Below are 26,962 nucleotides of genomic sequence, written 5' to 3'. Positions count from 1 at the left end.
CCTGCTTTTTCGTCTCCAGACAGCAAGTTATTACTAAACTTGTTGTCAGACGCATGCCACCAGAGGATCAGAATGATGAAGAAATGGGCAGTGATTATTTCCGCAGTGGGGTTGGCTTTCGCCGTTTCCGGATGCAGCAGTGATTACGTGATGGCGACAAAAGACGGCAGGATGATCCTGACCGACGGTAAACCGGAAATTGACGATGATACCGGGCTGGTCAGCTACCGCGATCAGCAGGGCAATAAGATGCAGATTAACCGCGATGACGTATCCCAGATTATTGAACGCTAAGAAATTGCTATAAAGGTCAGTTACCTGCTGGCCTTTATTTGATTTTTCTCTTTCCCTTTTTCCTCCCCTCTGCCATGTTTATATTCCTTTGTCAGGTCAACTGACGTTGTACTTTTAAGGAAGCCGGCTATGCAGTATCACCGTATCCCCCACAGTTCGCTTGAAATAAGCACCCTGGGGCTGGGCACTATGACGTTTGGTGAACAAAACAGCGAAGCCGACGCCCATGCACAGCTCGATTACGCCGTCAGCCAGGGCATCAACCTGATTGACGTTGCAGAGATGTACCCTGTTCCGCCACGTCCGGAAACGCAGGGTTTGACGGAAACCTATGTCGGCAACTGGCTGGCGAAACGCGGCAACCGTGAAAAACTGGTTATCGCCTCCAAAGTCAGCGGCCCAAGCCGTAACAACGACAGCGGTATTCGCCCGAACCAGGCGCTGGATCGCAAAAACATCCGCGTGGCACTGGACGATAGCTTAAAGCGCCTGCAAACCGATTATCTCGATCTTTACCAGGTACACTGGCCGCAGCGCCCGACCAACTGCTTTGGCAAGCTGGGTTACAGCTGGGTTGATAGCGCGCCGGTCGTGACGCTACTGGAAACACTGGAGGCGCTGACCGAGTGCCAGCGCGCCGGGAAAATCCGCTATATCGGCGTTTCCAACGAAACGGCGTTTGGCGTGATGCGTTATCTGCAACTGGCCGAGAAGCATGAGCTGCCACGCATCGTGACAATTCAGAATCCGTACAGCCTGTTAAACCGCAGCTTTGAAGTAGGTCTGGCGGAAGTGAGCCAGTATGAAGGCGTCGAGCTGCTCGCATACTCCTGCCTGGCGTTTGGGACGCTAACCGGCAAATATCTCAACGGTGCGAAACCCGCTGGCGCGCGCAACACGCTGTTTAGCCGCTTTACGCGTTACAGCGGTGAGCAGGCGCAAAAAGCGGTCGCGGCGTATGTGGATATTGCGAAGCGCCACAATCTGGATCCGGCGCAAATGGCGCTGGCTTTCGTGCGGCGTCAGCCCTTCGTCGCCAGCACCCTGCTGGGCGCGACGACGATGGAGCAACTGAAAACCAACGTGGAAAGTTTGCATCTCGATCTCAGCGCAGAGGTGCTTGCTGAGATCGAGGCGGTGCATCAGGTTTACACCTACCCCGCACCGTAACGGTTAACGGCGGCGCTGCCAGATCCACAGCGCCGCAATCGCCAGCGCAAAAATCACGCCAAAGCCAACGCCGGTGCCAATTACCGGCACACCCGCTTTCACCGCCAGCGAGTACAGACCGAGCATCAGCAGCATGGCCATGTTTTCGCCGAGGTTCTGCACCGCAATCGCATTACCCGCGCCAACGGATTCTTTGCCAATGGCTTGCAACAGCGCATTCAGCGGCACCACAAAGAAACCGCCCAACATGCCGATCAACATCAGTACGGCGTAGGCTGGCAGTAATGCGTGTTGCAAGGAAAACAGCACCACCGCCACGCCAATGAGAATGCCGGCAGGCATACATCGCGCCACGGTTTCCAGCGTCACCAGCTTCGCCGCCAGCCCGGCACCGGCAACAATCCCCACGGCGACCATCGCGTTAAGATACGTTGGTGTCGCGTTATCGGTGATCCCGAGCGCCACCGGCACCCACAGCACCAACAGGAAACGCAGCGTCACGCCTGCGCCCCAGAACAGGCTAGTGCCGACCAGTGAGAAGCGCGTTTCACCGTTGCGCCACAGGCTTTTACAGGCGTTGAAGAAGCTGGATGTCATCGGTGTAAAGCGCCAGGATTGCCCCGGACGCGCAGCAGGCAACTTCGGGATCAGCAGATTGGCGATCACCGCTCCGGCATACACCAGCGCACAAACAGCAAGCGCCGCCAGCACATGCCAGTCGGCCAGCACACCGCCAGCCATCGAGCCGAGTAAAATGGCGGCAATGGTCGACGACTCCATCAGACCATTCGCTTTCACCAGCTTATCGCCGGTCGTGATTTCGCCAAGGATGCCGTACTTCGCCGGGGAATAGGCTGCCGCGCCCACACCTACCAGCAAATAGCCAACAAAGGGATTGATGCCGACGCAAATACTCGCCGCGCCAATCAGTTTCAGGCCGTTGGCAAACATCATCACCCGCCCCTTGGCGAAGCTGTCGGCGACCTGCCCGACAAAGGGCGCGAAAAGAATGTAAGCGCCCACAAACACCATCTGCAAAATCGGCTGGCTCCAGTCGGGATAAAACTCCGCTTTCAGCAGCGCCAGCGTGGCGAACAGCAGCGCGTTGTCGCCAAACGCCGAGAGAAACTGCGCGGCAATCACCGCCATCATCCCGCGCGACCACAGCGAGGAGTTAGTGCTTACTGACTCATGCATGTGTCGATTCCGCCTCTTCAATCATGCTTTTCAGGGTCACAAAATCAGGTTTGCCGCTGCCCAGCACCGGCAGTTGTTTCAGGAAGCGAATATCGCGCGGCACGGCAAGCTCCGGCACACCCTGCGCCCGCGCCTGCTGCTGCAGCTTATCGCGCGTCAGTTCGCTGTCGGTAGTGAACATCACCAGCGCCTCGCCTTTGCTGGCATCGCTCTTGACCACCGTGGCGTGCAGTTTCTCCGGCGACACCGCCAGCGCCAGTTGTTCGACAATCTCCAGCGAGATCATCTCCCCGGCGATTTTGGCAAAACGCTTCGCCCGCCCCTGAATCTGCACAAAGCCCTGCTCATCAAAACGCACGATATCGCCGGTGTCATACCAGCCCGCTTCCATGTCGCCATTGATATTTTCCGCGGCTGGCGCTTCCAGCACGCCAGGGTTTTCCACCCGCAGATAGCCGGTCATCACGTTGGGTCCTTTTAATTGCAGACGACCGCCGTCTTCAATGCCCGGTACCGCCATTAAACGCGCATCCATCCCCGGTAAGATCCGCCCGACAGTGCCGGGTTTTGCCGCCATCGGCACGTTAATGGAAACCACTGGCGCGCACTCGGTCACGCCGTAACCTTCGAGAATGCGCAGGCCGAATTTGTCCTGCCACAACTGACGGGTACTGTCCTGCAATTTTTCAGCACCGGCAACCACATAGCGCAAGCGGAAGAAATCATACGGGTTGGCGAAACGCGCATAGTTGCCAAGGAACGTCGAGGTGCCAAACAGCACGGTGCAGTTACGGTCATACACCAGTTCAGGAACAATGCGGTAGTGCAGCGGGCTCGGGTAAAGAAACACCTCCGCGCCGGTGAATAACGGAGTGAGTAACCCCACCGTTAAGCCAAACGAGTGGAACAGCGGCAGCGCCGACATAAAGCGGTCGTTGGCGGTGAAATCCGCAATGGTTTTGATCTGCTCAACGTTCGCCAGCAGGCTTTTATGGCTATGCACCACCCCCTTCGGATTGCCCTCAGAACCGGAGGTGAAGAGGATCAGCGCCGGATCTTCCGGTTTTTGCGGCAGCTGCGCTTTTAATGGCGTCAGCAGATGGCGGAAAATCCACAGCTTGTCTTCCCAGGTGACATCGCCTTTCAGATCTTCCAGGTACACCCAGCGCACCTGCGTAAGCTGCTCCGGCAGGTGCCACAGCTTGCCTTTATCCATAAACGTACGGGATGTGAAGATGGTTTTGATCTGCGCCGCCGTAATCGCACTACTCAACCCTTTGACACCGGCGGTGTAGTTCATCATCGCCGGGATGCGCGCACGCGCAATCGCGCCGAAAATCACCGCCGCGCTGATCCCGGCGTTTGGCAGCATCAGGCCGATTTTCTCGCCCGGCGCGCTGTATTTATCCAGAATACGGGCAACAAACAGCGATTTAGTCAGCAGCTTGCGGTAGCTATCCGGGGTGAAATTGATGTCTTCAACACAGTGCTTATTGGCGCCATAGCGATACTGCGCAGAAAGCAACGCTTCGAACAGGGTTTCACGCGGACGCACGGCCATGCGCGCTTCCATCATGATTTGATGCAGCATTTCGCCCGCCAGCTTGCGACGGTCACGCGCACGCGGCGCATCCGGCATCGGTAAATGCGTAGGGGGCAGGATATGCAAAGTAATACGCGGGAACAGGCGCTGCTTGACCAGCCCTTTCAGGCGGCTGAAGTAGGTTAGCTCCGCGCCATCGATACGCAGTGGAACCACCGTCGCGCCCGATTTTGCCGCCACGAACCCCGCACCGTCGTAAATTTTCATCAATGATCCGGAAACCGAAATGCGCCCTTCCGGGAAAATCACCACCGGACGCCCCTGTTCCACCAGCCGAACCAGGTGTTTAATCGACATCGGCTTGGTCGGGTCCAGCGGGACAAAATCAATAATCGAGCTTATCCAGCGCATGTACCACTGGGTGCTGATGGAGGTGTAGACCGCGAAAACCGGGCGTACTGGCAGAAACAACGCCAGCAAAATGCCATCAATAAAAGAGACATGGTTAGGGGTAATAAGCACACGTTCGCCGTGCAGCGCCTGCGTGTTGCCGGTCAGTTGTACGCGAAACAACACACGGAACAGGCCGCGGAAAAAGCCCAGTAGCATTTCAACTCCTTTTGCCAGTAAATTAAGGACGTTATCAAATTGTGGCAGATTACATGAGAAGTGCGGCGGGTTAAAACGCGGGCGAAAAAAAACCTGCGCGTCCGCGCAGGTTGGTGCAAGAAATGAGTACGAAAAGCGTACCGAATAAATCACCAATCAATACCTCTGGGACCTTGATTGTCGCGTGCGGCACCGCGCCTCACCAGCGGGAAAAAGCAAGAGAGTGAGCCGAAGTGAAACGAGGTGTGTCCATTAGCGATTACTGTTACAGACTTAAGGTAAAAAAAAAACCTGCGCATCTGCGCAGGTTGGTGTAATTCGAGTGTGCAACCCTGGGGGCCGCGTTCACCTATCAATACCTCTGGGAGCTCTACTCTGTCACGGGGGGATATCTGCCACCAGCGGACAATCGAAACAGCCCTTCGCAAAGTGTAACTAAAGGTTGTGCCTGAATTACTTTGCAATTTCCCGCGTGTAACGGTTTCACTGATTTCCTTCGCGTCAGCTCACGTTTGCAGACACCTGCCGGGTAGCTTCCTTGATTACACATCTCTTTTCCGTAACACTATGCAGCGTGTAAACGCTTACCCAAAGGAAGGTGCGTAATGGCGACTATCAAAGATGTCGCGCGGCTGGCAGGAGTTTCGGTCGCAACGGTTTCTCGCGTGATTAACGACTCGCCAAAAGCGAGCGAGTCCTCGCGCCTGGCGGTGCAAAGCGCAATGGATGCGCTCAATTATCACCCGAATGCCAATGCCCGCGCGCTGGCGCAGCAGTCCACCGAAACCGTGGGTCTGGTGGTGGGCGACGTGTCCGATCCCTTCTTCGGCGCCATGGTAAAAGCTGTTGAGCAAGTCGCCTCGGCTACCGGAAATTTCCTGCTGATTGGCAACGGCTACCATAACGAAGAAAAAGAGCGCAAAGCCATTGAGCAACTGATTCGCCACCGTTGCGCAGCGCTGGTCGTCCACGCCAAAACCCTTCCTGACGATGAACTCGCCTCGCTGATGAAACAGATGCCGGGCATGGTGTTAATCAACCGCATTTTGCCGGGGTTTGAACAACGCTGTGTGGCGCTGGATGACCGTTACGGTGCCTGGCTGGCTACGCGCCATTTGATCCAGCAAGGCCACACGAAAATTGGTTACCTCTGCTCCAACCACGCGATTTCTGATGCGGAAGATCGCTTGCAGGGCTATTACGATGCGCTGAAAGAGAACGGTTTGCCCTGCAACGACCGGCTGGTGACGTTTGCCGAGCCGGATGAGAGCGGCGGCGAACAGGCGATGACCGAGCTGCTCGGCCGCGGGCGTAACTTTACCGCCGTCGCCTGTTATAACGATTCGATGGCCGCAGGTGCTATGGGTGTGCTGAATGACAACGGCATTGAGGTGCCGCGTGAGATTTCCCTGATTGGTTTCGATGATGTGCTGGTGTCGCGCTATGTTCGCCCGCGCTTAACCACCGTGCGCTACCCGATTGTCACCATGGCAACACAGGCCGCCGAGCTGGCGCTGGCGCTGGCGGAAAACCGCCCGCTGCCGGAAATCACGCACCTGTTTAACCCAACGCTGGTGCGTCGTCATTCGGTGATTGCGCCGCAAGAGTAGCGATAGAGGTGCACGGTCTTGTCCGGATAGTCGAGACCGTCGCCAATGTAGTGCCAGCCAAAACGTTCATAAAAATCGCGACACGCCGAATAAAGATGCAGCTCCTGAAAACCCATCGCTTTCGCCTGCTCGATAACATGGCGCTGTAACTGCCCGGCCAACCCCTGCCCACGAGCGCTCTCTTTCACATACAGCGCCGCCAGCCACGGGAACAGATCCTGGCGGCTGATTAAATCGCAGCGCCACAGCCCAACGGTGCCCAGCAGTTGCTCCCCATCAACCAGAACAAACGTCAGCGGCAACTGCCCGGGCGTCTGGCTGTGCGTGATAATAGAGGCGAAGAAATCACGCGGCAGCGAGTCGCCAAACTCACGCCATAACCAGTCCACCACCTGCTCTGCAAAGTGTGGCGCGTCGTAAAGGGGAATAATTTTCATACGATCTTTCCCTGAAAAATCGGCACTGATTCAAACAGGTAGCCGTCAAAATCAGGCGCATCCTCGTCGGAAAGCTCCAGCAGGCTCTTTTTGACATTTTCCAGATGCTGCCACATCGCCTGCCAGGCTCCCATCACATCGCGGCGACGTAGCGCCGCCAGCAGGGTCTGCCGGTCGCCTAACCATTTCAGGCGATAGGGCCGGCTGGCAATATGCACGTTGAATTGTTGCCACAGCGGGCTGCTGTCCATGTGGTGCCAGATACTCTCCACCGTCGCCAGCAGCATCTGGTTTTGCGATGCGCCCGCCAGTACCAGGTGGAACATTTTGCTGTTGTCCTGCGAGGTGTCGTTCATCGCAATGGCGCGCTGCTCTTGCTCAAGAATGCGCCGAAGATTATCGATATCCGCGCGCGTCGCCATTTTGGCGGCAAAGGCAGCGATATTGCTCTCCAGCAGTTGGCGCGCCTGTAAGATCTCAAAGGGGCCAACATCGCTACTCAGAAAGCGCTCCTCTTCGTTCTCGTGCTCCTGCGGAATACGCATCACATAGACGCCGGAGCCCTGGCGAATATCTACCGTGCCTTGCAGTTCAAGCATCAACAGCGCTTCACGCACGATGGTGCGGCTAACGCCATATTTTTCGGCGATATTGCGCTCCGGCGGCAGGCGGGAACCCACGGGGTAATGCCCCTGGATTATCTGCTCGCGTAAATCTTCGCCAATCTCCTGGTACTGTTTTTTTTCCGGCGGGACGACGGCCTTCTCCACAATATCACCTGCAAGTCTGAGTTATCGCGCAGGCCGGGCGCCCCGGCCTGTCGGCGCTATCTTACCAAAGCCAGCGCCTGATCGAGAACTTTCGCGCCGTTTAAGGTGCCATAAGCCACCGAATCGATCACATCAATCGGAATGCCGTATTCGTCAGTTAACTTTTTATTTTCCGCCAGTTTAAAGCGCACCTGCGGCCCCAGCAGCACGGCGGTTATCTCGGTGGCATAACTTTGCAGCTCGTCACGCAGGGATTGCTCGGCAATGGCGTAGATCTTCAGCTCAAGACCGCGCTCGGCCGCCGCTTTTTCCATTTTGGTCACCACCAGCGATGTGGACATCCCGGCGGAGCAGCACAACACAATACGTTTCATGGTGGCTCCTTATTTCCATTCGTCATCAATAGTCAGGGTAAGCTGGCGTTCGTCGCACAGCTTGCGAAACCAGCCGGCAGACTTTTTCGGTCTGCGGTCGCGGTTGTTTTGCAGGTCAATCTCAATCAGGCCATAGCGGTTTTTAAACGCGTTCATTGGCGAGACGTTATCGGTAAACGCCCACAACATGTAACCCTGGCAGTTCGCGCCCGCTTCCCTGGCGCGCAGCGTCTGGTATAAATGCGCGGCAATAAAATCAATGCGGTAATCATCCTCAATGGTGCCCGCCGCGTTGCGAAACTGCCCTTCGTTCCCAATGCCCATGCCGCTTTCGGCAACAAACCACGGAATGTTGCCGTAGTCGTTTTTGATGCGCATCGCCATGTCATAAATGATCTCCGGCAGGATCTCCCAGCCGCGAGATTTGTTCATTTTTCTGCCCGGCAACTCAAACGGCTCGTAGTAGTACGCCGGGTGGAAAGGTGTCTCCGGGTGCCAGGCACGGGAAGGCGCTTTTACCCGGTGCGGGTAGTAAAGGTTAATGCCCAGCTCATCCACAGTGTTATCGCGGATGATCGCCAGCTCTTCCTCGCTGTAATCCCACGCGACCTGGTGTTTTTCCAGCAATGGGAACAGCTCCGGTGGATAGTGGCCTTTCACCATCGGATCAAGAAAAACACGGTTATAAAAGAGATCGTAGCGTTCGGCGGCCAGCACATCGTGCGGTGCGCGCGAGCGCGGATAGGTGACTTCCGGGTTGAGAATACAGCCCACGGTGCCCTGATAACCCTTCTCACGAAACAGTTTCACCACTTTCGCGGTGGCCAGGTTTTTGTGGTGATTCCACTGCATCCAGGTACCGGTGTTCTGCTCATAAGGCCAGCGCAGCGCGTCAAGGTAGACACGGGTTTGCACCACAATTGGCTCGTTGAAGGTGAACCAGCGGGTCACTTTTTGATGAAAGCGCTCAAACACTTTTTCGACATACAACAGGTACAGCTCAACCACTTTTTTTGACGCCCAGCCGCCGTAAGTTTCCAGCAAATAACCCGGCAGTTCGTAATGTTCCAGGCAGATCATCGGCACAATGCCGTGGCGCTGCATCTCGTCAAACAGTTCGTCGTAATAGGCGGCATAGCGTTCATCGACCACGCCGTTTTCATAATCGGTGAGAAAGCGTGACCAGTTGATCGAGGTGCGATAGTGGGTTAGCCCCGCCTGTTTCATCAGTTGCACATCTTCACGAAAGCGCTGGTAAAAGTTGGTCGCCACCGCCGGACCGTAGCCGTCGTGCCAGACGTGACGATCGTTTTTGTACCAGAGATCGGGCCAGGAATCCTGGCCCTCCCGCTTGTCTATCCAGCCTTCGGTTTGCCAGGCTGAGGCCGCCGCGCCCAGAATAAACGACGGCGGTATCGCAATTGTTTTCGTGCTCATTACATCCTCAGGCGTTGTTCGTCGCTTCGGCTTGCAGTTGCGCTTGTTCGGCGCGGCGAGAAGCAATTTTCACAAACGGCAGATAGATAATGACGGAGGTGATAATGCAGATAAGCTGCGTCACTACCGCGCCCATTGAACCGGCAGTCGACAGCCAGGCGTTGATCAACGGCGGCGTCGTCCATGGCACCATCACCACCGCTTTGCCGGCAAAACCGGTCACCGTGGCGAAATAACCGATCGAGCCGGTCACCAGCGGAGTGATGATGAACGGGATCGCGAGGATCGGGTTGAGCATGATCGGCATACCGAAAATCACCGGCTCGTTAATATTAAATACCCCCGGCCCGATAGAGAGTTTGGCGATCTCTTTCATCTCTTTGCGTTTGGTAGCGATCATCACCGCGATCAGCAGACCGATGGTTAAACCCGAGCCGCCGATACTCATATAAACATCCCAGAACGGCATGGTGATGATGTTCGGCACCTCTTTGCCCTGCTCAAAGGCGCTCATATTGACGGTGATCGCGCCCAGCAGCAGCGGTTCGCGGATAGGCTTAATCATCTGGTTGCCGTGAATACCAATAACCCAGAACAGTTGCGCCACAAACATCAGCAATAAAATGCCCGGCAGGCTTTGTACCACGCGCTCCAGCGGCTGCTGCACTACCTGGTAAACGGCGTCATACAGGTACATGCCGGTCACCTGGTGGAAAACAAAACCGAAGGTGGCAATCACGGTGGTGGTGATGATCGCCGGGATCAGAGCGGAAAACGACGCGGAGACGTTAGGCGGCACGGTGTCCGGCATTTTGATCTTCAGCCCGTCGCGGTTTTCCAGCCAGCAGTAAATTTCCACCGACAAAATAGCGATAAACATGCCGAGGAACAGGCTACGGGTATCGGAGAACTGGCGCAGCAACACGTCTTTCACCACGTGCATTTGCCCGTCTACCAGCATTTCCACGGTGGTTGGTGTGACGCAGATAAAGCAGATCACCGCCAGCAAACCAGGAAACAGCGTCTTAATGCCGTTGATACGCCCCAGTTCAATACCGATTAAGAACACCGCGCCAATGTTGAGAAAGTTGAGCGTAGCGTAGTTAATCGCGCTGGTGATCGGCTTTAGCGCGGCAAGGAATGAGAGTGACTGGAAGCTGGCGAGGCCGTTTTTCGGATCCAGCACCATGTTGGAGATCAGGACGGAGAATGCGCCGACGATGATCACCGGCATCAGGGTAATGAACGAGGCTTTGATCGCCATGATATAGCGATAGCTGTTGAACTTTGTCGCAAAACTACCCAGAGAATCGATGAGCTTTTCTTGTAGGGCCATGAGTTAACACCTCAGTAAAGGGGCTTTTTTATCGATGCAGGGATACAGCACAGTCCCATTTGGCATACCAAAAATAGCGATGCGTGGCGGAAAGTTCTGTGACGAGACTCGCAACCCGCTTACTGGTATTCCAAAACGAGACGGATGACAACATTGGCATACCACCTTGCGCTTCGCAGGGATTTCCAACACTTAGCGCAAACCGTTACCGCTGGCCTTAACCCGTGAAATGAGTGTGGTAAACTGCGTTTCATTACGCGAAACGAGAACTCGTCATGGTCACAATGCTGGATGTCTCACTGCGCGCGGGCGTTTCGAAAGCAACGGTTTCCCGCGTGTTGAATGGTACGGGTCAGGTCAAAGAGAGCACCCGCAATCAGGTTTTTAAGGCGATGGAGGAGCTGGATTATCGCCCCAACTTTCTTGCCCGCTCGCTGGCAAACCGCACCAGCAACAGCATTGGCCTGGTGGTGTCCAGTTTTGACGGTTTCTATTTCGGCCGCTTATTGCAGCAGGCGTCGCGTCAGGCGGAATTACACGGCAAACAGCTGATTGTCACCGACGGTCACGATACGCCCGAACGGGAAGAGCTGGCGGTGCAGATGCTGGCGGACAGGCGTTGCGACGCCATTATTCTTTACACCCGTTTTATGAGCGAAAAAGCGATCTTAACGCTCATTGACGCCACGCCAATGCCGCTGATTGTCATCAACCGCGAGCTGTTTCAGGCGCATGACAAATGCGTGTTCTTCGAGCAGCAGGACGCGGCGTTCCAGGCGGTAGATTACCTGATCACACAACACCACCGGGATATTGCCTGTATTACCGCGCCGATCCATACACCAACCGGTAAAGCGCGGCTGATGGGCTATCGCAAGGCGCTGGAAAAACACGGCATTCCCTGGGATCCGCACAGAGTGAAGTACGGCGACTCGACCATGACGCGCGGGTATGAGCTGTGCCAGCAGATGTTGCAGGAAGGGGTGAAATTCAGCGCCCTGTTCGCCTGTAACGACGATATGGCGCTGGGTGCCTCAAAGGCCATCTGGCAGGCGGGTTTGCGTATTCCGCAGGATATTTCGCTGTTCGGCTTTGATGACGCACCAAGCGCCCGCTGGCTGGAGCCGGGCCTGTCGACGGTCTATTTGCCGATCGACAACATGATCACCACCGCGATTGATCAGGCGATCAAACTGGTGAACAACGAACAGATCGCCGCGATCCCACCGTTTACCGGCACACTGGTCTTGCGTGAGTCGGTAGCGGCGGGACCGGGCAGCAAGGCTTAGAACTGCTCCAGACCGATCAGTTCTTCGATGGTCTGGCGGCGGCGAATCAACCGCGCGACGCCGTTATCGAACAACACTTCCGGCAGCAGCGGGCGGCTATTGTAGTTTGATGACATCGATGCGCCATACGCGCCGGTGTCATGCAGCACCAGATAATCCCCGGCTTTCACTTCCGGCAGCGCGCGGGTTTCCACTTTCCCTCCCTCCTGCTGGGTAAAGACATCCCCGGATTCGCACAGCGGGCCGGCAACCACGGTATCAATCAATGGCGCATGGCGAAGATCGCGGCCGTCGGCGGCCAGCGCCGTAATGTGGTGATAGCTGCCGTACATTGCCGGGCGCATCAGATCGTTAAAACCGGCGTCGATCAGCACAAAGTGGCGGCTGCCCATGTTTTTCACGCTACGCACTTGTGAAACCAGCACGCCAGATTCCGCCACCAGGAAGCGCCCCGGTTCGATCTCCAGTTTCACCGCATGCCCCAGATGTTTGGCGATTTGCTCACGCGCCGCATTCCACAGCCCGTAATAATGCGCGGTATCCACCGGCTCTTCCCCTTCGTGATAGGGGATCGACAAACCGCCACCCGCGGAAATAGCATGCAGATCCTGGCCGAAATCGACCACCTGGCGCACCATCGCCCCGCACACCTGCTCAAGATGACCATAATCCACGCCGGAACCGATATGCATATGAATGCCCGCCAGTTTCAACTGGTAGCGCTGCATTACCGCCAGCGCATCGGCCAGATCGCTGTACCAGATGCCATGCTTGCTGTTTTCGCCGCCGGTATTCGTTTTCTGGCTATGCCCATGACCAAAACCAGGGTTAACGCGTAACCAGACGCGATGGCCAGGCGAGACCGCGCCAAGCTGTTCCAGCATATCCACCGAACCGGCGTTTACTGCGATACCCAGTTCGCTTACCCGCGCGATGGTCGCCTCGTCCAGCACATCGGCGGTAAAAACGATATCGTCCGGGTGCGTTTGCGGATCGTAACCCGCTGCCAGCGCACGTTCGATCTCACCGAGCGAAACGGAATCGACTTTCACGCCCTGCTCGCGCATCAGACGCAGAATATGAATATTCGAGCAGGCTTTTTGCGCAAAGCGCACCACGTCGAAGGCGCGCAGTTTGGCGATTTGCGCGCGAATGATTTGCGCGTCATAAACCCATACCGGGCAGCCAAATTCAGCAGGTAAGCGCAGCAGATTAGCGGCGTTAAGGTCGGTTTCAGTCTGGTGTAATGAGCGTGGCATGGTGACTCCGGGCAACAAAATTTTTACTGATTACGCCACAGCGCGAAGAGAATAAAAAATATCGTTTTATCGCGACTCTATGCAAAAATGATATGGATAACCTGCTGAAACTGGATCTGCCGATGCCCGCTGTCAATCTGCGCCATATCGAAATCTTTCACGCTGTAATGACCACCGGCAATCTGACGGAGGCCGCTGCACTGCTGCATACCTCGCAACCGACGGTAAGCCGCGAGCTGGCGCGCTTTGAAAAAGTGCTGGGGCTGAAACTGTTCGAGCGCACGCGCGGGCGTTTACAACCCACGGTGCAAGGCTTGCGGTTATTCGAAGAGGTGCAGCGCTCCTGGTACGGGCTGGACCGGATTGTCAGCGCCGCCGAAAGCCTGCGTGAGTTCCGCCAGGGCGAGCTTTCCATCGCCTGCCTGCCGGTATTTTCACAGTCTTTTTTACCACTGCTGCTGCAACCGTTTCTGGCGCGCTATCCGGATGTCAGCCTGAATATCGTGCCGCAGGAGTCGCCATTGCTGGAGGAGTGGCTGTCGGCGCAGCGCCACGATCTGGGCTTAACCGAAACGCTCAGCACCCCGGCGGGCACCGAGCGCACGCCGCTGCTCACCTGTAATGAAGTCTGCGTCATGCCACAGGATCACCCGCTGGCGCGCAAAACCGTGTTAACACCGGCAGACTTTCAGGGCGAGAAGTACATCAGTTTGTCGCGCTCCGACAGCTACCGACAGTTGCTGGACGCGCTGTTTAATGAACATCAGGTGAAGCGGCGGATGGTACTGGAAACGCACAGCGCCGCCTCAGTGTGCGCGATGGTACGCGCCGGGGTGGGCATTTCGGTGGTGAACCCGCTGACCGCGCTGGATTACGCGGCCAGCGGTGTCGCCGTGCGCCGTTTCAGTATTGATGTGCCGTTTACGGTGAGCCTGATCCGTCCACTGCACCGCCCCGCTTCCGCGCTGGTCGAGGCGTTTACCGCCCATTTGCAGGCAGCCATGCCGCTGGTTAGCGGGCCGCTGGCTGCCATGCTGGGCGAACGTTAAGAGAGCATAAAGTCCACCGCATCGGCGGCATGCAGCGCCGCCGTATCAAACACCTTAATCGGGCAATGCGTTTCCGGCAGCAGCAGGCCGATCTCGGTGCAACCGAAAATCACCCCTTCCGCGCCTTCGCCAGCCAATTTCTTGATTAAATTAACAAAATAGTAGCGAGACTCATCGGTGAACGTTCCCAGACAGAGCTCACTAAAGATGATGTCGTTAATGCGCTCGCGATCTTCCGGGCCCGGCACGGAGGTTTCGATGGCAAACTGTTTTTCCAGGCGGCCACGGTAAAAATCCTGCTCCATGGTGTAGCGCGTACCCAACAGCGCGACATTGCGCATGCCGGCGTTTTGAATCGCCCGTCCGGTGGCGTCGGCAATATGCAGGAACGGAATATGGCAGCGCTCTTCAATTTGACCGGCGACTTTGTGCATGGTGTTGGTACACAGCACAATCGCCTGCGCGCCCGCCTGCTCCAGACCCGCCGCCGCCTGGGCTAAGATCTCACCGGCTTTGTGCCACTGCGCTGTCGCCTGGCAGGTCTCAATTTCATGGAAATCCAGGCTGTGCAGAAGCAAGCTGGCGGAGTGCAAGCCGCCGAGACGAGCTTTCACGCCCTCATTAATCAGGCGGTAATAAGGAATGGTCGATTCCCAGCTCATACCGCCCAGCAGTCCTATCGTTTTCATCGCTTGTCTCCGTCTGGTTTAGCGCTCAGTCAATCAAAGTTGTGATCGACTTTCAACTTCTCTGGCCTCGCGTTTATTTTTATAGAACGCTGAGATAAGTTATTTTGAAACAACGTTTCATCATTTACTCTGTCGTAATCACTAACGATACCTACTACAGGACACTCCGATGTTTATCTTCCATAAAGACACTCAGCTTGAAGACCTGGGCAACGGCGTCAGCCGCCGTATTCTTGCCCATAACGGCAAAATGATGGCGGTCGAAGTTATGTTCGAACAAGGCGCCATCGGCCCAATGCACAACCATCCTCATGAACAACTTACGTACGTTTTATCCGGCGAGTTCGAATTTACCATTGGTGATGAGAAACATATCGTCACCGCAGGCGATACACTTTATAAGGAACCGCACATTATGCACGGATGTGTGTGTTTAAAAGCCGGAACGCTGCTCGATACCTTTACACCGGTACGTGAAGATTTTTTAAAACGTTGATCGCGCCCTAAAATAGTTAACGCCTCCCATAATTAGGGGGGCGTTTTTATTTCCCGGCCAATAAAAATAGTTCGCCGGATAATCGTTTTAATTTCCAATGATTTCATTTCGCAATTTTTAATACCTTAGGCTGTTACTTAAATCTTTACGCTTATTGGCTTTAAACCCGCTGTTTTTCGGCAAAAATGACACCCACCTCACTTTATTGAAACATCGTTTCGACTTCGATCACATTTCACGAATTAATCGAATGACGCCAATTCAAAACGCAATAAAATATTTTAAAACGACGTTTCACAAACCAAGAACGCAAGTTCGCAGGATTTTAAAACCCGGAATATCGTGAGTAATTTCCGGTGGTTAAAGTTTCAAAACGTATTGATTCAATTGATTATTGTGATCAAGCGCACGCGCAGAGCCTGTTTTAATCCCCGGACGCCCATGCGGCGGGGGAAAAAAGTTAATCTCCGAATCCGTATTACACATTGTTCGCCAGGTAGGTATGTATGAATGAAAACAGACTACTGGGATTGGCCTGGATATCGCCCTACGTTATTGGGTTGATAGTCTTTACGGCTTTCCCATTCATCTCATCGTTCTTTCTCAGTTTTACTGAGTATGACCTGATGAGTCCGCCGGTATTTAACGGCATTGAGAATTATCGCTACATGTTTACCGAAGACACGCTCTTCTGGAAATCAATGGGCGTCACCTTTGCGTATGTATTTTTGACAATCCCGCTGAAGCTCGCCTTCGCGCTGGGGATTGCCTTTGTGCTCAACTTTAAACTTCGCGGCATCGGTTTTTTCCGCACGGCTTACTACATTCCGTCCATTCTCGGTAGCTCTGTGGCGATCGCCGTACTGTGGCGCGCACTGTTCGCTATCGATGGCCTGCTGAACAGTTTTATCGGCGTGTTTGGTCTGGATCCGATTAACTGGCTTGGCGAACCGTCGCTGGCGCTGATGTCCGTCACCTTGCTGCGCGTCTGGCAGTTCGGCTCCGCGATGGTCATCTTCCTTGCTGCGCTGCAGAACGTACCGCAATCCCAGTACGAAGCAGCGATGATCGATGGCGCCAGCAAATGGCAGATGTTTATGAAAGTCACCGTGCCGCTGATTACGCCGGTTATTTTCTTCAACTTCATCATGCAGACCACCCAGGCGTTTCAGGAATTTACCGGCCCGTATGTCATTACCGGCGGCGGCCCGACCTATTACACCTATCTGTTCTCGCTCTACATCTACGACACCGCCTTCAAGTATTTCGACATGGGCTACGGCGCGGCGCTGGCCTGGGTGCTGTTCCTGGTGGTGGCAGTCTTTGCCTCCATCGCCTTTAAGTCTTCGAAATACTGGGTGTTCTACTCTGCCGATAAGGGAGGCAAAAATGGCTGATATCCAACATCTCACGCCGGGCATGAAAGAAGCCGAACGTGAAGTGGCGCGCACGCTGCGCCGCGAGAAAATCAGCGCATGGATCCGCTATACGATCCTGCTTTTTGTCGGCCTGTTAATGCTCTACCCGCTGGCGTGGATGTTCTCGGCGTCGTTCAAACCGAACCACGAGATCTTCACCACGCTGGGGCTGTGGCCCACCCACGCCACCTGGGACGGCTTTATTAACGGCTGGAAAACCGGCACCGAATACACCTTCGGTCATTACATGCTGAATACCTTTAAGTATGTGATCCCGAAAGTGATCCTGACCATTATCTCTTCCACCATTGTGGCTTACGGCTTTGCCCGCTTTGAGATCCCATGGAAGAACTTCTGGTTCGGTACGCTTATCGCCACCATGCTGCTGCCAAGCACCGTGCTGCTGATCCCGCAATACCTGATGTTCCGTGAAATGGGCATGCTCAACAGCTACATGCCGCTGTATCTGCCAACGGCGTTTGCGACACACGGTTTCTTCGTCTTTATGTTGATTCAGTTTTTACGCGGCGTACCGCGCGACATGGAAGAAGCGGCGCAAATCGACGGCTGTAACTCCTGGCAGGTGCTGTGGTATGTGGTAGTGCCAATCCTGAAACCGGCGATTATCTCCGTGGCGCTGTTCCAGTTCATGTGGTCAATGAACGACTTCATCGGGCCGCTGATTTATGTCTACAGCGTGGATAAATACCCGATCGCACTGGCGCTGAAAATGTCCATCGACGTCACCGAAGGTGCGCCGTGGAACGAAATTCTGGCAATGGCGAGTATCTCCATTCTGCCGTCCATCATTGTCTTCTTCCTGGCACAGCGCTACTTCGTACAGGGCGTGACCAGCAGCGGAATTAAAGGTTAAGAGGGAAGTATCATGGCTGAAGTTATTTTCAACAAACTGGAAAAGGTTTACTCCAACGGCTTCAAAGCGGTACATGGTATCGACCTGAAAATTGCCGATGGCGAATTTATGGTGATTGTCGGCCCAAGCGGCTGCGCCAAATCCACCACGCTGCGTATGCTGGCAGGTCTGGAGACCATCAGCGGCGGCGAAGTGCGCATCGGCGAGAAGATCGTCAACAACCTCGCGCCAAAATCACGCGGTATCGCGATGGTGTTCCAGAACTACGCGCTCTACCCGCACATGACGGTGCGTGAAAACCTCGCGTTCGGCCTCAAGCTCAGCAAAATGCCGAAAGAGGAGATCAACAAACAGGTTGATGAAGCGGCGAAGATCCTCGAACTGGAAGAGTTGATGGACCGCCTGCCGCGCCAGCTTTCTGGTGGTCAGGCGCAGCGCGTGGCGGTTGGCCGCGCGATTGTGAAAAAGCCGGATGTGTTCCTGTTTGACGAACCGCTGTCGAACCTGGACGCCAAGCTGCGCGCCTCAATGCGTATCCGTATTTCCGACCTGCACAAGCAGTTAAAGAAATCCGGTAAACCGGCGACCACCGTTTACGTCACGCACGATCAGACTGAAGCAATGACCATGGGCGACCGTATCTGCGTGATGAAACTCGGTCATATCATGCAGGTGGATACCCCGGACAACCTCTACCACTTCCCGAAAAACATGTTCGTGGCGGGCTTTATCGGCGCGCCGGAGATGAACATCAAACCGGCGAAAATCGTGAAAAAAGCCGACCAACTGCACATCACCGTTGGTCATGAAACGCTGGCGCTGAACGCTTATCAGCAGGAGAAAGTCGCCGATTACGCCGACAAAGAGGTGTTTTTTGGTGTGCGCCCGGAGTTTGTCTCCGTTTCAGATGAGCCTTACAGCGACGATTGCGGCTCCGGTGAGCTGGTGCGCGTCGAAAACATGGGTCACGAGTTCTTTGTTTACCTGAAAGTTGGCGACTACGAACTGACCGCCCGAATCCCTTCTGATGAAGCTAAGCCAATGATTGCAAAGGGGCTTCACCGGAAGGTGTACTTTAAGTTTGATATGAATAAGTGTCATATTTTTGACGCGAAAACAGAACAGAACATTTCCTTATAACGACGAAATCATTCGCGATGCCCCGGCGCGGCAAGTCGTTGTCTCCCGGCGCTTACGCAAGTAAGTCGCCGGCAGACATCAACGCAGCCACCAAAGGGGCAGCCTGAAGAATGAAATTTAACTAAACGTTGGAGTATAACAATGAAAAAAGTGCTTACCGGCGCCATCATCTCCGCAACTCTGGGCATGTGCGCTGTACCCGCAACCGCCGCTGATAATGTTGATCTGCGTATGTCCTGGTGGGGGGGCAACGGTCGTCATCAGGTCACCTTAAAAGCGCTGGAAGAGTTTCATAAACAGCATCCGGACATTACCGTTAAATCCGAATACACCGGTTGGGACGGCCATCTCTCCCGTCTGACCACGCAAATCGCGGGCGGCACCGAGCCGGACGTGATGCAGACCAACTGGAACTGGCTGCCGATTTTCTCCAAAAATGGCGACGGTTTTTACGACCTGAACCAGGTAAAAGACATTATTGATTTAAGCCAGTTCGACGCTAAAGAGCTGCAGTCCACCACCGTTGACGGCAAGCTGAACGGCATTCCAATCTCCGTCACCGCGCGCGTGTTCTACTTCAACGACGAGCAGTGGAAAAAAGCGGGCGTCGCCTTCCCGAAAACCTGGGATGAGCTGTTAGCCGCGGGCAAAACCTTTGAAAGCAAGCTCGGCAAACAGTACTACCCGGTAGTGCTGGAGCACCAGGATACGCTGGCGCTGCTAAACTCCTACATGGTGCAGAAATACAACATTCCTGCCGTGGATGAAAAAGCGAAGAAATTCAGCTACACCAGCGAGCAGTGGGTCGAATTCTTCCAGATGTATAAAAAACTGGTCGATAGCCACGTGATGCCGGACGCTAAGTACTACGCGTCATTTGGTAAGAGCAACATGTATGAAATGAAGCCGTGGATCGAAGGTGAATGGGCCGGTACTTACATGTGGAACTCCACCATTACCAAATACTCCGACAACCTGAAGCCGCCAGCCAAACTGGTGCTGGGTGACTACCCGATGCTGCCGGGCGCGAAAGACGCGGGCCTGTTCTTCAAACCGGCGCAAATGCTGTCGATTGGTAAATCCACCAAGCATCCGAAAGAGGCGGCCCAGGTGATCAACTTCCTGCTGAACAGCAAAGAAGGCGCGGAAACGCTGGGTCTGGAGCGCGGTGTGCCGCTGAGCAAAGCCGCGGTGCAAACGCTGACAGCCAATGGCGCGATCAAAGAGGCCGATCCGGCGGTTGCGGGTCTGCGTCTGGCGCAGTCTCTGCCGACCAAACTCTCGGTATCGCCTTACTTTGACGATCCGCAGATTGTTGCCCAGTTCGGTACCGCAATTCAGTACATCGACTATGGCCAGAAATCCGTTGAAGAAACCGCAGCCGACTTCCAGCGTCAGGCTGAACGTATTCTGAAACGCGCCATGCGCTAAGGTTTTACCGCAATGACATACCCTGCCCGTTCGCGGCAGGGTATTTTTTTATCTAAGGAGCAGGTAATGGCAAAGGGGAAAATAGTCTCTCTCACCTTCCGCAGCCAGAAAGACGACAAAACCGGGCATGAAGTTATCCGGCTGACGCCGCCGCATATTATTTGTCACCGTAACTACTTCTATCAAAAATGCTTTACCCGCGACGGCGAGAAACTGATTTTCGGCGGCGCGTTTGAAGGCCACTGGAATTACTACTTGCTGGATCTCGCTAACCGCGAAGCGACACAACTCACCGAAGGCGCGGGCGATAATACCTTCGGCGGCTTTTTATGCGCCGATGACAGCGCGCTGTGGTATGTGAAAAATACCCGCGAACTGCGCCGCGTGGATTTGCAGACGCTCGAAGAGCATATCGTCTACGAAGTCGACGATGAATGGGTGGCTTACGGCACCTGGGTCGCCAACTCCGGTTGCACAAAACTGGTTGGTATCGAAATCAAGAAAAGTGACTGGCAGCCGCTTACCGACTGGCAGAAATTCCGCGATTTCTACTTCACTCATCCGGAGTGCCGCTTGATCCGCATTGATCTGCAAAGCGGTAAACGTGAGACCCTGTTGCAGGAAAAACGCTGGCTTGGCCACCCGATCTATCGCCCGTTTGACGATAACACCGTGGCGTTTTGCCACGAAGGCCCGCGCGATGTGATTGATGCACGTATGTGGCTGATTAACGAAGATGGCAGCAATGTGCGCAAAGTGCGCCAGCACAAGCCAGGAGAAAGTTTTACCCATGAATTCTGGGTGCCGGACGGCTCCGCGCTCTATTACGTAGCGCACCAGGAAAACGATCCGCGCCGGTATCTCTACAGCGCGGATCCGAACACGCTGGAAAACCAGCAGTTGATGGCGATCCCGCCCTGTTCGCACCTGATGAGTAATCAAGACGGCAGCCTGGTGGTTGGCGACGGCGCGCCGCATCACACCGGGGATATCCACCTCAACGATCCGTTTATCTGGGTATTTGATATTCATAGCGGCGAACAGAAAGCGATTTGCCAGCATAACAGTAGCTGGAAAGTGCTGGATGGCGACCGCCAGGTCACTCACCCGCACCCGTCTTTCTCGCCAGATAACCAGTGGGTACTCTACACCTCCGATGCCGAAGGCATGCCCGCGCTCTACCTGGCGCGGGTGTAATTTTGCCCTCTCCCGCCAGGGAGAGGGATGTTGTTACACGCCGATATTACGCAGTTTTTCACCCGACATCAGACGGCGCTCGATATGTTCCAGCGTGACGTTTTTGGTTTCCGGGATCAGCCAGAAAGTGACACCGACAAATGCCAGATTCAGCGCGGTATAGAGCCAGAAGGTGCCCGCCGCGCCAATCGCGTCCAGCAAGGTCAGGAAAGTCGCGCCGATAATCATGTTCGACACCCAGTTAGTGGTGGTCGAGCAGGTGATACCGAAATCGCGGCATTTCAGCGGCTGGATCTCAGAACACAAGATCCACACTACCGGCGCGGCGCTCATTGCATACCCGGCAATACAGATCATCGTCATACCAACGGAAAGCCAGGATAACCCGCTCGACGCAGTGCCGTTATCAAACTGCATCAGGCAGTAGCCAAGGATCAAGGTGCCAATTGCCATCACGCTGAAACCAATTTTCAGCGCCGGTTTGCGCCCAGCTTTATCTACGGTAAACACCGCGATAAAGGTGGCAAACATAAAGGTCAGCCCCACCACCAGCGTGGCGATCATCTGCTGTTCCGTAGTAGTAAACCCGGCCATTTTGAAGATGCGCGGCGCGTAATACATGATGATATTCATGCCGGTGAACTGCTGCATCGCCTGCAATAACATGCCGAGGAAAACGGCGCGGCGCACGTTGCGGTTAGCTTTAAACAACTGGAAACCGCCCTGTTTCAGTTTCAGGCTTTCGCGGATTTCATTAAGTTCTTCGCGCGCTTTTTCCGAGGTATCGCGCAGCATACGCAGCACCTCTTCCGCTTCAATATGCCGCCCTTTTTGCGCCAGCCAGCGCGGGCTATTAGGCAGGAACACCACCAGAATAATCAGCAACACCGCTGGCAGCGCCAGTACGCCGAGCATTGCCCGCCAGTTGCCGCTGTAGCTAAACGCGGTATCCGACAGGAACGCCAGCACAATGCCCAGCGTGACCATTAACTGGTACATGCTTATCATCTTGCCACGCACGTTTTCGCTCGCCATTTCAGAGAGGTACAGCGGCGCGGTGTAAGACGCAATGCCGACCGCAACCCCGAGCAACACGCGGGAAAGCAGCAGCACTTCCACACTGGCGGCAAACGCGGAACCGAGCGAGCCGGCGACAAACAACACCGCGCCCGCCATTAAACTGTATTTGCGCCCAAGGCGGAAAGAGAGCCAGCCGTTAAACAGCGCACCCAGCGCCGCGCCCAGCATCATGCTGCTCACCACCCACTCCTGCAAACGGCTGGATAAGGTGAAATGGTCGGTGATAAACGGCAGCGCGCCGGAAATCACCCCAATATCGAGACCAAACAACAGCCCGGCAACCGCTGCCGACACCGAGACAAACAGATTCATACGCCGGGTATCACGCAGGGCGCGCGGTAAAGCTACGGAATCATTACTGATAGAAGTCATTTTTTCCTGCCTACACAGAATAAGACGTCCTATGAAAGTAAGTCAGCGACGGGTCAAAGCGTCAGTGCTGAAAACGCGAAGATATGGATAAATGCGCTGTGGCATGGTGTTTTGTGATGGAGTTTACAATTTTGAAAATATAGTTTAAGCACTAAACTAATTTTAACTTACTTATTTTTAACGATTTTTAATCAATAGCCTGCGAATTAAGATAAAAGGATATGGATTTTTCTATTCATCAGATATGGACAATTAATACGCAGAGATAAAAAAACCTGCCCGCAGGCAGGTTTTTTATGCAGCTAATGCCAGGCGAATTAACGTGCCAGCCAGCCGCCGTCCACCGCAATGGTGTAGCCGTTGATGTAGTCAGACGCTTTTGATGCCAGGAACACAACCGGCCCCATCAGATCGCTCGGCAGCCCCCAGCGGCCCGCCGGGATGCGATCGAGGATCTCGGCGCTACGCTGCTCATCGGCACGCAGTTGCTGAGTGTTGTTGGTCGCCATATAACCCGGCGCGATAGCGTTAACGTTGATGTTGTGTTTCGCCCACTCGTTCGCCAGCAGACGCGTCACGCCCATGACGCCGCTTTTTGACGCGGTGTAAGACGGTACGCGGATGCCGCCCTGGAAAGAGAGCATCGACGCGATGTTGATGATCTTGCCGCCGTTACCCTGCGCGATGAAGTGTTTTGCCGCCGCCTGGGACATAAAGAATACGCTCTTGATGTTCAGGTTCATCACGTCGTCCCAGTCTTTCTCGCTGAAGTTGATCGCGTCTTCGCGGCGGATCAAACCGGCGTTGTTTACCAGAATGTCGATTTTGCCGAACTCAGCAACCGCACGCTCCAGCAGAGCCGGAATGCCGTCGATCTGACGCAGATCGGCAGTCAGGCTAAGAAAACGACGGCCCAGCGCGGTCACGCGCTCGATGGTTTCTGTTGGTTCAACAATATTGATACCGACGATATCGCAGCCCGCTTCCGCCAGGCCCAGCGCCATACCCTGGCCCAGACCGGTGTCGCAACCGCTGACTACCGCAACCTTACCTTGAAGAGAAAATGCATCCAGAATCATGTTTATTCCTTAATCTATCAGCGCCTGTGTTGGACAGGCATGGTTTTATGCTGCCCGCTATTAGCGCAGATCTTTTACAGCGACGTGATCCATGTCATCAAAGACCTGGTTCTCACCCACCATCCCCCAGATGAAGGTATACGCACGCGTACCAACGCCTGAATGGATTGACCAGCTGGGAGAAATGACCGCCTGCTCGTTATGCATCACAATGTGACGCGTTTCCTGCGGCTGCCCCATCATATGGAATACGCAGGCGTCTTCTTCCATATTGAAATAGAAGTACACTTCCATGCGGCGCTCATGGGTATGGCACGGCATAGTGTTCCACAGGTTGCCCGGCGCAAGCTCGGTCAGCCCCATGCTTAACTGGCAGGTTTCCAGCACGTCCGGCACAAAATATTTGTTAATGGTACGACGGTTACTGGTCAGCGGATCGCCAAGCGTCACTGGTGCGACATCGGCTGGCGTCACTTTTTTCGTTGGGAAGGTGGTGTGTGCGGGTGCGCAGTTGTAGTAAAACTTGGCCGGTTTCGCGCTATCTATGCTGGCAAAAACCACCTCTCTGGCGCCTTTTCCGACATATAACGCATCGCGATGACCAATTTCATAACACTGACCATCAACGGTGATGGTGCCCGGGCCGCCGATATTAATCACGCCCAGTTCGCGGCGCTCAAGGAAATAGCTCACGCCAAGCTGTTTACCCACTTCGCTACCGACAGAAACGGTTTTATTCACCGGTTTAATACCGCCGACAATAATGCGGTCGATATGGCTGTAAACCATGGTGTATTCGTCATCAGCGAATATTTTTTCGACTAAAAACTCATTGCGCAGGCCCTGGGTATCCAGCGTTTTCGCATGCGCACTGTGGATGCTTTGTCTGACTTCCACAATAACCTCCGAAGTAAATTTTGACCGAAACGTCACTCAACGAAACGCAGAAACAGTGTTCCGTTTCTTCATTAGGCGCATCTTATCCCGGCTAAAACATGTTTTCAATCTTGGATAAAACAACGTTTCAATTTTTCTGCGACTTATTATTAAATCTGTAAGTCCGATCACGATTGTTTGGCGTTGACAGTGCGTCATTACCGGTTAGGCTATGAGAGTAAATTTAAATAAATCATAGCAAACAATAAGTTAAGATCGTCTTTGAGTTTTGACGGCTAATCAGTAATTTTTGTGTGTAAAATCAAAGCCCGCTAGCACAAACGCTTTTTCACCTCGCATTTATCCGGCTCGCAGACGTTGTTTTCTTATAAAGTGCGTCAGCAATCACACATATTGAAACGTTGTTTTGATAAATTATTACTCTATTTTTAAACTTGTAATCATCTGTGGTCATCATTGGGGGCGCAACTTTCCCACCGGACCATCTAAAGGAGTGAAATATGGCGAAAGGCATGCGGGTAAAACTCAATTACGCAATCAGCCGCGATCCGGATACCGGCGCGGAAGTCACCCGCTTAACACCACCGGAAGTGACCTGTCACCGGAACTACTTCTATCAGAAGTGTTTTTTCAATGATGGCAGCCACCTGTTGTTTGCCGGTGAATTTGATGGCCACTGGAATTATTACCTGCTGGATATCGCGAAAGCCGAAGCCGTGCAGTTAACGGAAGGCGCAGGCGATAACACCTTTGGCGGTTTCCTCTCGCCGGATGACAGTGCCTTATATTATGTGAAAAATGATCGCACGCTGCGTGAAGTGAATTTACAGACGCTCGCCGAGCGCGAAATTTATCGCGTACCGGATGAGTGGGTCGGCTACGGCACCTGGGTGGCAAACAGCGATTGCAGCAAACTGGTTGGGATTGAGATCGCCGCCAGCGACTGGACGCCGCTCAATGACTGGAAATTGTTCCATGATTTCTTTCATAAAGGCCCGCACTGCCGTCTGCTGCGCGTGGATCTGCAAAGCGGCGAAAGCAGCGTGATCCATGAAGAGAAAAACTGGCTGGGGCACCCGATCTATCGCCCGTTCGACGATAACACCGTGGCGTTTTGCCACGAAGGCCCGCACGATCTGGTGGATGCGCGGATGTGGCTGGTCAATGAAGACGGCAGCCATGTGCGCAAAGTCAAAGATCACGCCGAAGGCGAAAGCTGTACCCACGAATTCTGGGTGCCGAACGGTTCCGCGCTGGTGTACGTCTCTTACCTGAAAGGTCAACAGGGGCGCATGATTTACAGCTTCAACCCGGATACCGGCGTGAACGACGCGGTGATGCCGATGCCTGCGTGTTCACATCTGATGAGCAACTTCGACGGCACATTACTGGTCGGCGATGGTTCCGGCACGCCGGTGGATGTGAAAGATACCAGCGGTTACACCATTGATAACGATCCGTATTTGTATGTTTTCGACGTGGCGAAAAAAGCCTATTTCCGCGTGGCGCGCCACGATACCTCCTGGGCAACGGTTGCCAACAGCCGCCAGGTAACGCATCCGCATCCGTCGTTCACACCGGACGACAGTGCGATTCTGTTTAGTTCCGATAAAGACGGTAAACCGGCGCTTTATATCGCCAAACTTCCTGAGCAACGCGTAATGTTGCAAGCGTAAACTTTGAGTTAGTGTTTCTGTAACTGGCCTTGCCCTCCTCCTGGGGGGCTTTTTTTTGTGCCGTTCTTACTTGTCATACTTTGAGCCACTGGTGTGCTGGCTGCCTTACTTTTCGCTACAGGTTCGTTACTTTCTTTGGACTTTTGGAGAGTGCTTTTTGCATTTGCTCAGGTCTGCCCTGAATCATTTGAGTCACAGGAAGGCGGCAACGCAGCGAGTTTCCGGGAGCTAACTGAAGT

General features: G+C 54.4%; 24 protein-coding genes. 12 read left to right on the top strand and 12 right to left on the bottom strand.

Annotated elements, in window-relative coordinates:
* The first annotated feature begins 75 nt into the window (after nt 1-75).
* Nucleotides 76-294 carry a lipoprotein YgdR gene (gene ygdR, locus O3S68_RS14960; RefSeq protein WP_007370351.1) on the top strand — a complete coding sequence of 73 codons (219 nt, stop codon included), beginning with the start codon at nt 76-78 and terminating at the stop codon, nt 292-294.
* Between the two features lie 129 nt (nt 295-423).
* A complete protein-coding gene (locus O3S68_RS14955; protein WP_020455058.1) occupies nt 424-1,464 on the top strand; it encodes an NADP(H)-dependent aldo-keto reductase in 1,041 nt (346 codons plus the stop codon).
* Between the two features lie 3 nt (nt 1,465-1,467).
* Here the strand turns inward: O3S68_RS14955 and lplT are convergent, their stop codons facing one another.
* Nucleotides 1,468-2,661, bottom strand: coding sequence for a lysophospholipid transporter LplT (gene lplT / locus O3S68_RS14950; RefSeq protein WP_269231825.1), 1,194 nt, complete (start codon nt 2,659-2,661; stop codon nt 1,468-1,470).
* The gene (aas, locus tag O3S68_RS14945) at nt 2,654-4,813 is read right to left on the bottom strand and encodes a bifunctional acyl-ACP--phospholipid O-acyltransferase/long-chain-fatty-acid--ACP ligase (protein WP_044489722.1); all 2,160 of its coding nucleotides are present in this window, start codon (nt 4,811-4,813) and stop codon (nt 2,654-2,656) included. The genes lplT and aas overlap by 8 nt, the downstream gene beginning before the upstream one ends.
* Before the next feature lie 605 nt (nt 4,814-5,418).
* Here aas and galR point away from each other — a divergent pair.
* Entirely contained in the window at nt 5,419-6,423 is a 1,005-nt protein-coding gene (gene galR / locus O3S68_RS14940) for an HTH-type transcriptional regulator GalR (RefSeq protein WP_020455061.1), read from the top strand.
* On the opposite strand, the gene O3S68_RS14935 is transcribed toward galR, so the two are convergent.
* Genes O3S68_RS14935 through O3S68_RS14915 form a run of 5 tightly spaced genes read right to left on the bottom strand, consistent with a single transcriptional unit; the run spans nt 6,396 to nt 10,777 of the window.
* Complete coding sequence (locus tag O3S68_RS14935) at nt 6,396-6,860, bottom strand: GNAT family N-acetyltransferase (protein WP_269231824.1); 465 nt, start codon at nt 6,858-6,860, stop codon at nt 6,396-6,398. The two genes, galR and O3S68_RS14935, sit on opposite strands and share 28 nt — an antisense overlap.
* Nucleotides 6,857-7,630 carry a GntR family transcriptional regulator gene (locus O3S68_RS14930; protein ID WP_065370137.1) on the bottom strand — a complete coding sequence of 258 codons (774 nt, stop codon included), beginning with the start codon at nt 7,628-7,630 and terminating at the stop codon, nt 6,857-6,859. Before O3S68_RS14930 ends, O3S68_RS14935 begins: the two co-directional genes overlap by 4 nt.
* Nucleotides 7,631-7,686: 56 nt before the next feature.
* A complete protein-coding gene (locus O3S68_RS14925; protein WP_020455064.1) occupies nt 7,687-8,004 on the bottom strand; it encodes a PTS sugar transporter subunit IIB in 318 nt (105 codons plus the stop codon).
* Nucleotides 8,005-8,013: 9 nt separating this feature from the next.
* The gene (locus O3S68_RS14920) at nt 8,014-9,441 is read right to left on the bottom strand and encodes a glycoside hydrolase family 1 protein (protein WP_269231823.1); all 1,428 of its coding nucleotides are present in this window, start codon (nt 9,439-9,441) and stop codon (nt 8,014-8,016) included.
* A gap of 7 nt (nt 9,442-9,448) precedes the next feature.
* Complete coding sequence (locus O3S68_RS14915; RefSeq protein WP_017457673.1) at nt 9,449-10,777, bottom strand: PTS sugar transporter subunit IIC; 1,329 nt, start codon at nt 10,775-10,777, stop codon at nt 9,449-9,451.
* Between the two features lie 284 nt (nt 10,778-11,061).
* Between O3S68_RS14915 and O3S68_RS14910 the strand changes: the two genes are divergently transcribed.
* A complete protein-coding gene (locus tag O3S68_RS14910) occupies nt 11,062-12,066 on the top strand; it encodes a LacI family DNA-binding transcriptional regulator (RefSeq protein WP_174240592.1) in 1,005 nt (334 codons plus the stop codon).
* On the opposite strand, the gene lysA is transcribed toward O3S68_RS14910, so the two are convergent.
* Nucleotides 12,063-13,325, bottom strand: coding sequence for a diaminopimelate decarboxylase (gene lysA / locus O3S68_RS14905; RefSeq protein ID WP_045512496.1), 1,263 nt, complete (start codon nt 13,323-13,325; stop codon nt 12,063-12,065). The genes O3S68_RS14910 and lysA overlap by 4 nt on opposite strands.
* Before the next feature lie 122 nt (nt 13,326-13,447).
* Here lysA and O3S68_RS14900 point away from each other — a divergent pair, with 122 nt between their 5' ends.
* Nucleotides 13,448-14,374 (top strand): LysR family transcriptional regulator, encoded by a 927-nt coding sequence (locus O3S68_RS14900; RefSeq protein ID WP_269232022.1) that lies wholly within the window; start codon nt 13,448-13,450, stop codon nt 14,372-14,374.
* Here the strand turns inward: O3S68_RS14900 and O3S68_RS14895 are convergent.
* Nucleotides 14,371-15,063: an aspartate/glutamate racemase gene (locus O3S68_RS14895; protein WP_097406165.1), complete on the bottom strand. Its 693-nt coding sequence runs from the start codon at nt 15,061-15,063 to the stop codon at nt 14,371-14,373. The genes O3S68_RS14900 and O3S68_RS14895 overlap by 4 nt on opposite strands.
* 169 nt (nt 15,064-15,232) lie before the next feature.
* Here O3S68_RS14895 and O3S68_RS14890 point away from each other — a divergent pair, with 169 nt between their 5' ends.
* The 6 genes from O3S68_RS14890 (at nt 15,233) to O3S68_RS14865 (ending at nt 21,619) form a co-directional block, all read left to right on the top strand.
* Nucleotides 15,233-15,559: a cupin domain-containing protein gene (locus O3S68_RS14890; RefSeq protein ID WP_020455070.1), complete on the top strand. Its 327-nt coding sequence runs from the start codon at nt 15,233-15,235 to the stop codon at nt 15,557-15,559.
* Between the two features lie 506 nt (nt 15,560-16,065).
* Entirely contained in the window at nt 16,066-16,956 is an 891-nt protein-coding gene (locus O3S68_RS14885; protein ID WP_025263850.1) for a carbohydrate ABC transporter permease, read from the top strand.
* Complete coding sequence (locus O3S68_RS14880) at nt 16,949-17,851, top strand: carbohydrate ABC transporter permease (RefSeq protein WP_017457666.1); 903 nt, start codon at nt 16,949-16,951, stop codon at nt 17,849-17,851. The genes O3S68_RS14885 and O3S68_RS14880 overlap by 8 nt, the downstream gene beginning before the upstream one ends.
* 12 nt (nt 17,852-17,863) lie before the next feature.
* Complete coding sequence (locus O3S68_RS14875; protein ID WP_020455071.1) at nt 17,864-18,991, top strand: ABC transporter ATP-binding protein; 1,128 nt, start codon at nt 17,864-17,866, stop codon at nt 18,989-18,991.
* A 141-nt stretch (nt 18,992-19,132) separates the two neighbouring features.
* Complete coding sequence (locus tag O3S68_RS14870; protein WP_020455072.1) at nt 19,133-20,422, top strand: ABC transporter substrate-binding protein; 1,290 nt, start codon at nt 19,133-19,135, stop codon at nt 20,420-20,422.
* 66 nt (nt 20,423-20,488) lie between these two features.
* A complete protein-coding gene (locus tag O3S68_RS14865; protein WP_269231822.1) occupies nt 20,489-21,619 on the top strand; it encodes an oligogalacturonate lyase family protein in 1,131 nt (376 codons plus the stop codon).
* A 33-nt stretch (nt 21,620-21,652) separates the two neighbouring features.
* On the opposite strand, the gene araE is transcribed toward O3S68_RS14865, so the two are convergent.
* The 3 genes from araE to kduI all read right to left on the bottom strand — a co-directional run bounded on the left by araE (nt 21,653) and on the right by kduI (nt 25,047).
* The gene (araE, locus tag O3S68_RS14860; RefSeq protein WP_020455074.1) at nt 21,653-23,071 is read right to left on the bottom strand and encodes an arabinose-proton symporter AraE; all 1,419 of its coding nucleotides are present in this window, start codon (nt 23,069-23,071) and stop codon (nt 21,653-21,655) included.
* A 317-nt stretch (nt 23,072-23,388) separates the two neighbouring features.
* Nucleotides 23,389-24,150 (bottom strand): 2-dehydro-3-deoxy-D-gluconate 5-dehydrogenase KduD, encoded by a 762-nt coding sequence (kduD, locus tag O3S68_RS14855; protein ID WP_017457661.1) that lies wholly within the window; start codon nt 24,148-24,150, stop codon nt 23,389-23,391.
* Nucleotides 24,151-24,210: 60 nt separating this feature from the next.
* A complete protein-coding gene (kduI, locus tag O3S68_RS14850) occupies nt 24,211-25,047 on the bottom strand; it encodes a 5-dehydro-4-deoxy-D-glucuronate isomerase (RefSeq protein ID WP_269231821.1) in 837 nt (278 codons plus the stop codon).
* A gap of 500 nt (nt 25,048-25,547) precedes the next feature.
* On the opposite strand from kduI, the gene O3S68_RS14845 reads away from it, so the two are divergent.
* Complete coding sequence (locus tag O3S68_RS14845) at nt 25,548-26,723, top strand: oligogalacturonate lyase family protein (protein WP_269231820.1); 1,176 nt, start codon at nt 25,548-25,550, stop codon at nt 26,721-26,723.
* The last annotated feature ends 239 nt before the right edge of the window (nt 26,724-26,962 follow it).

The organism is Kosakonia sp. SOY2, assembly GCF_027109175.1.
Taxonomy (GTDB): domain Bacteria; phylum Pseudomonadota; class Gammaproteobacteria; order Enterobacterales; family Enterobacteriaceae; genus Kosakonia.
Note: the sequence above shows the minus strand (reverse complement) of the source record. Positions and strands in the feature narration are given on the sequence as shown.

Coding starts and splice junctions, on each gene's coding strand:
- ygdR (WP_007370351.1), top strand. CDS start 76: ATGAAGAAATGGGCAGTGATTATTTCCGCAGTGGGGTTGGCTTTCGCC.
- O3S68_RS14955 (WP_020455058.1), top strand. CDS start 424: ATGCAGTATCACCGTATCCCCCACAGTTCGCTTGAAATAAGCACCCTG.
- lplT (WP_269231825.1), bottom strand. CDS start 2,661: ATGCATGAGTCAGTAAGCACTAACTCCTCGCTGTGGTCGCGCGGGATG.
- aas (WP_044489722.1), bottom strand. CDS start 4,813: ATGCTACTGGGCTTTTTCCGCGGCCTGTTCCGTGTGTTGTTTCGCGTA.
- galR (WP_020455061.1), top strand. CDS start 5,419: ATGGCGACTATCAAAGATGTCGCGCGGCTGGCAGGAGTTTCGGTCGCA.
- O3S68_RS14935 (WP_269231824.1), bottom strand. CDS start 6,860: ATGAAAATTATTCCCCTTTACGACGCGCCACACTTTGCAGAGCAGGTG.
- O3S68_RS14925 (WP_020455064.1), bottom strand. CDS start 8,004: ATGAAACGTATTGTGTTGTGCTGCTCCGCCGGGATGTCCACATCGCTG.
- O3S68_RS14920 (WP_269231823.1), bottom strand. CDS start 9,441: ATGAGCACGAAAACAATTGCGATACCGCCGTCGTTTATTCTGGGCGCG.
- O3S68_RS14915 (WP_017457673.1), bottom strand. CDS start 10,777: ATGGCCCTACAAGAAAAGCTCATCGATTCTCTGGGTAGTTTTGCGACA.
- O3S68_RS14910 (WP_174240592.1), top strand. CDS start 11,062: ATGCTGGATGTCTCACTGCGCGCGGGCGTTTCGAAAGCAACGGTTTCC.
- lysA (WP_045512496.1), bottom strand. CDS start 13,325: ATGCCACGCTCATTACACCAGACTGAAACCGACCTTAACGCCGCTAAT.
- O3S68_RS14900 (WP_269232022.1), top strand. CDS start 13,448: ATGCCCGCTGTCAATCTGCGCCATATCGAAATCTTTCACGCTGTAATG.
- O3S68_RS14895 (WP_097406165.1), bottom strand. CDS start 15,063: ATGAAAACGATAGGACTGCTGGGCGGTATGAGCTGGGAATCGACCATT.
- O3S68_RS14890 (WP_020455070.1), top strand. CDS start 15,233: ATGTTTATCTTCCATAAAGACACTCAGCTTGAAGACCTGGGCAACGGC.
- O3S68_RS14885 (WP_025263850.1), top strand. CDS start 16,066: ATGAATGAAAACAGACTACTGGGATTGGCCTGGATATCGCCCTACGTT.
- O3S68_RS14880 (WP_017457666.1), top strand. CDS start 16,949: ATGGCTGATATCCAACATCTCACGCCGGGCATGAAAGAAGCCGAACGT.
- O3S68_RS14875 (WP_020455071.1), top strand. CDS start 17,864: ATGGCTGAAGTTATTTTCAACAAACTGGAAAAGGTTTACTCCAACGGC.
- O3S68_RS14870 (WP_020455072.1), top strand. CDS start 19,133: ATGAAAAAAGTGCTTACCGGCGCCATCATCTCCGCAACTCTGGGCATG.
- O3S68_RS14865 (WP_269231822.1), top strand. CDS start 20,489: ATGGCAAAGGGGAAAATAGTCTCTCTCACCTTCCGCAGCCAGAAAGAC.
- araE (WP_020455074.1), bottom strand. CDS start 23,071: ATGACTTCTATCAGTAATGATTCCGTAGCTTTACCGCGCGCCCTGCGT.
- kduD (WP_017457661.1), bottom strand. CDS start 24,150: ATGATTCTGGATGCATTTTCTCTTCAAGGTAAGGTTGCGGTAGTCAGC.
- O3S68_RS14845 (WP_269231820.1), top strand. CDS start 25,548: ATGGCGAAAGGCATGCGGGTAAAACTCAATTACGCAATCAGCCGCGAT.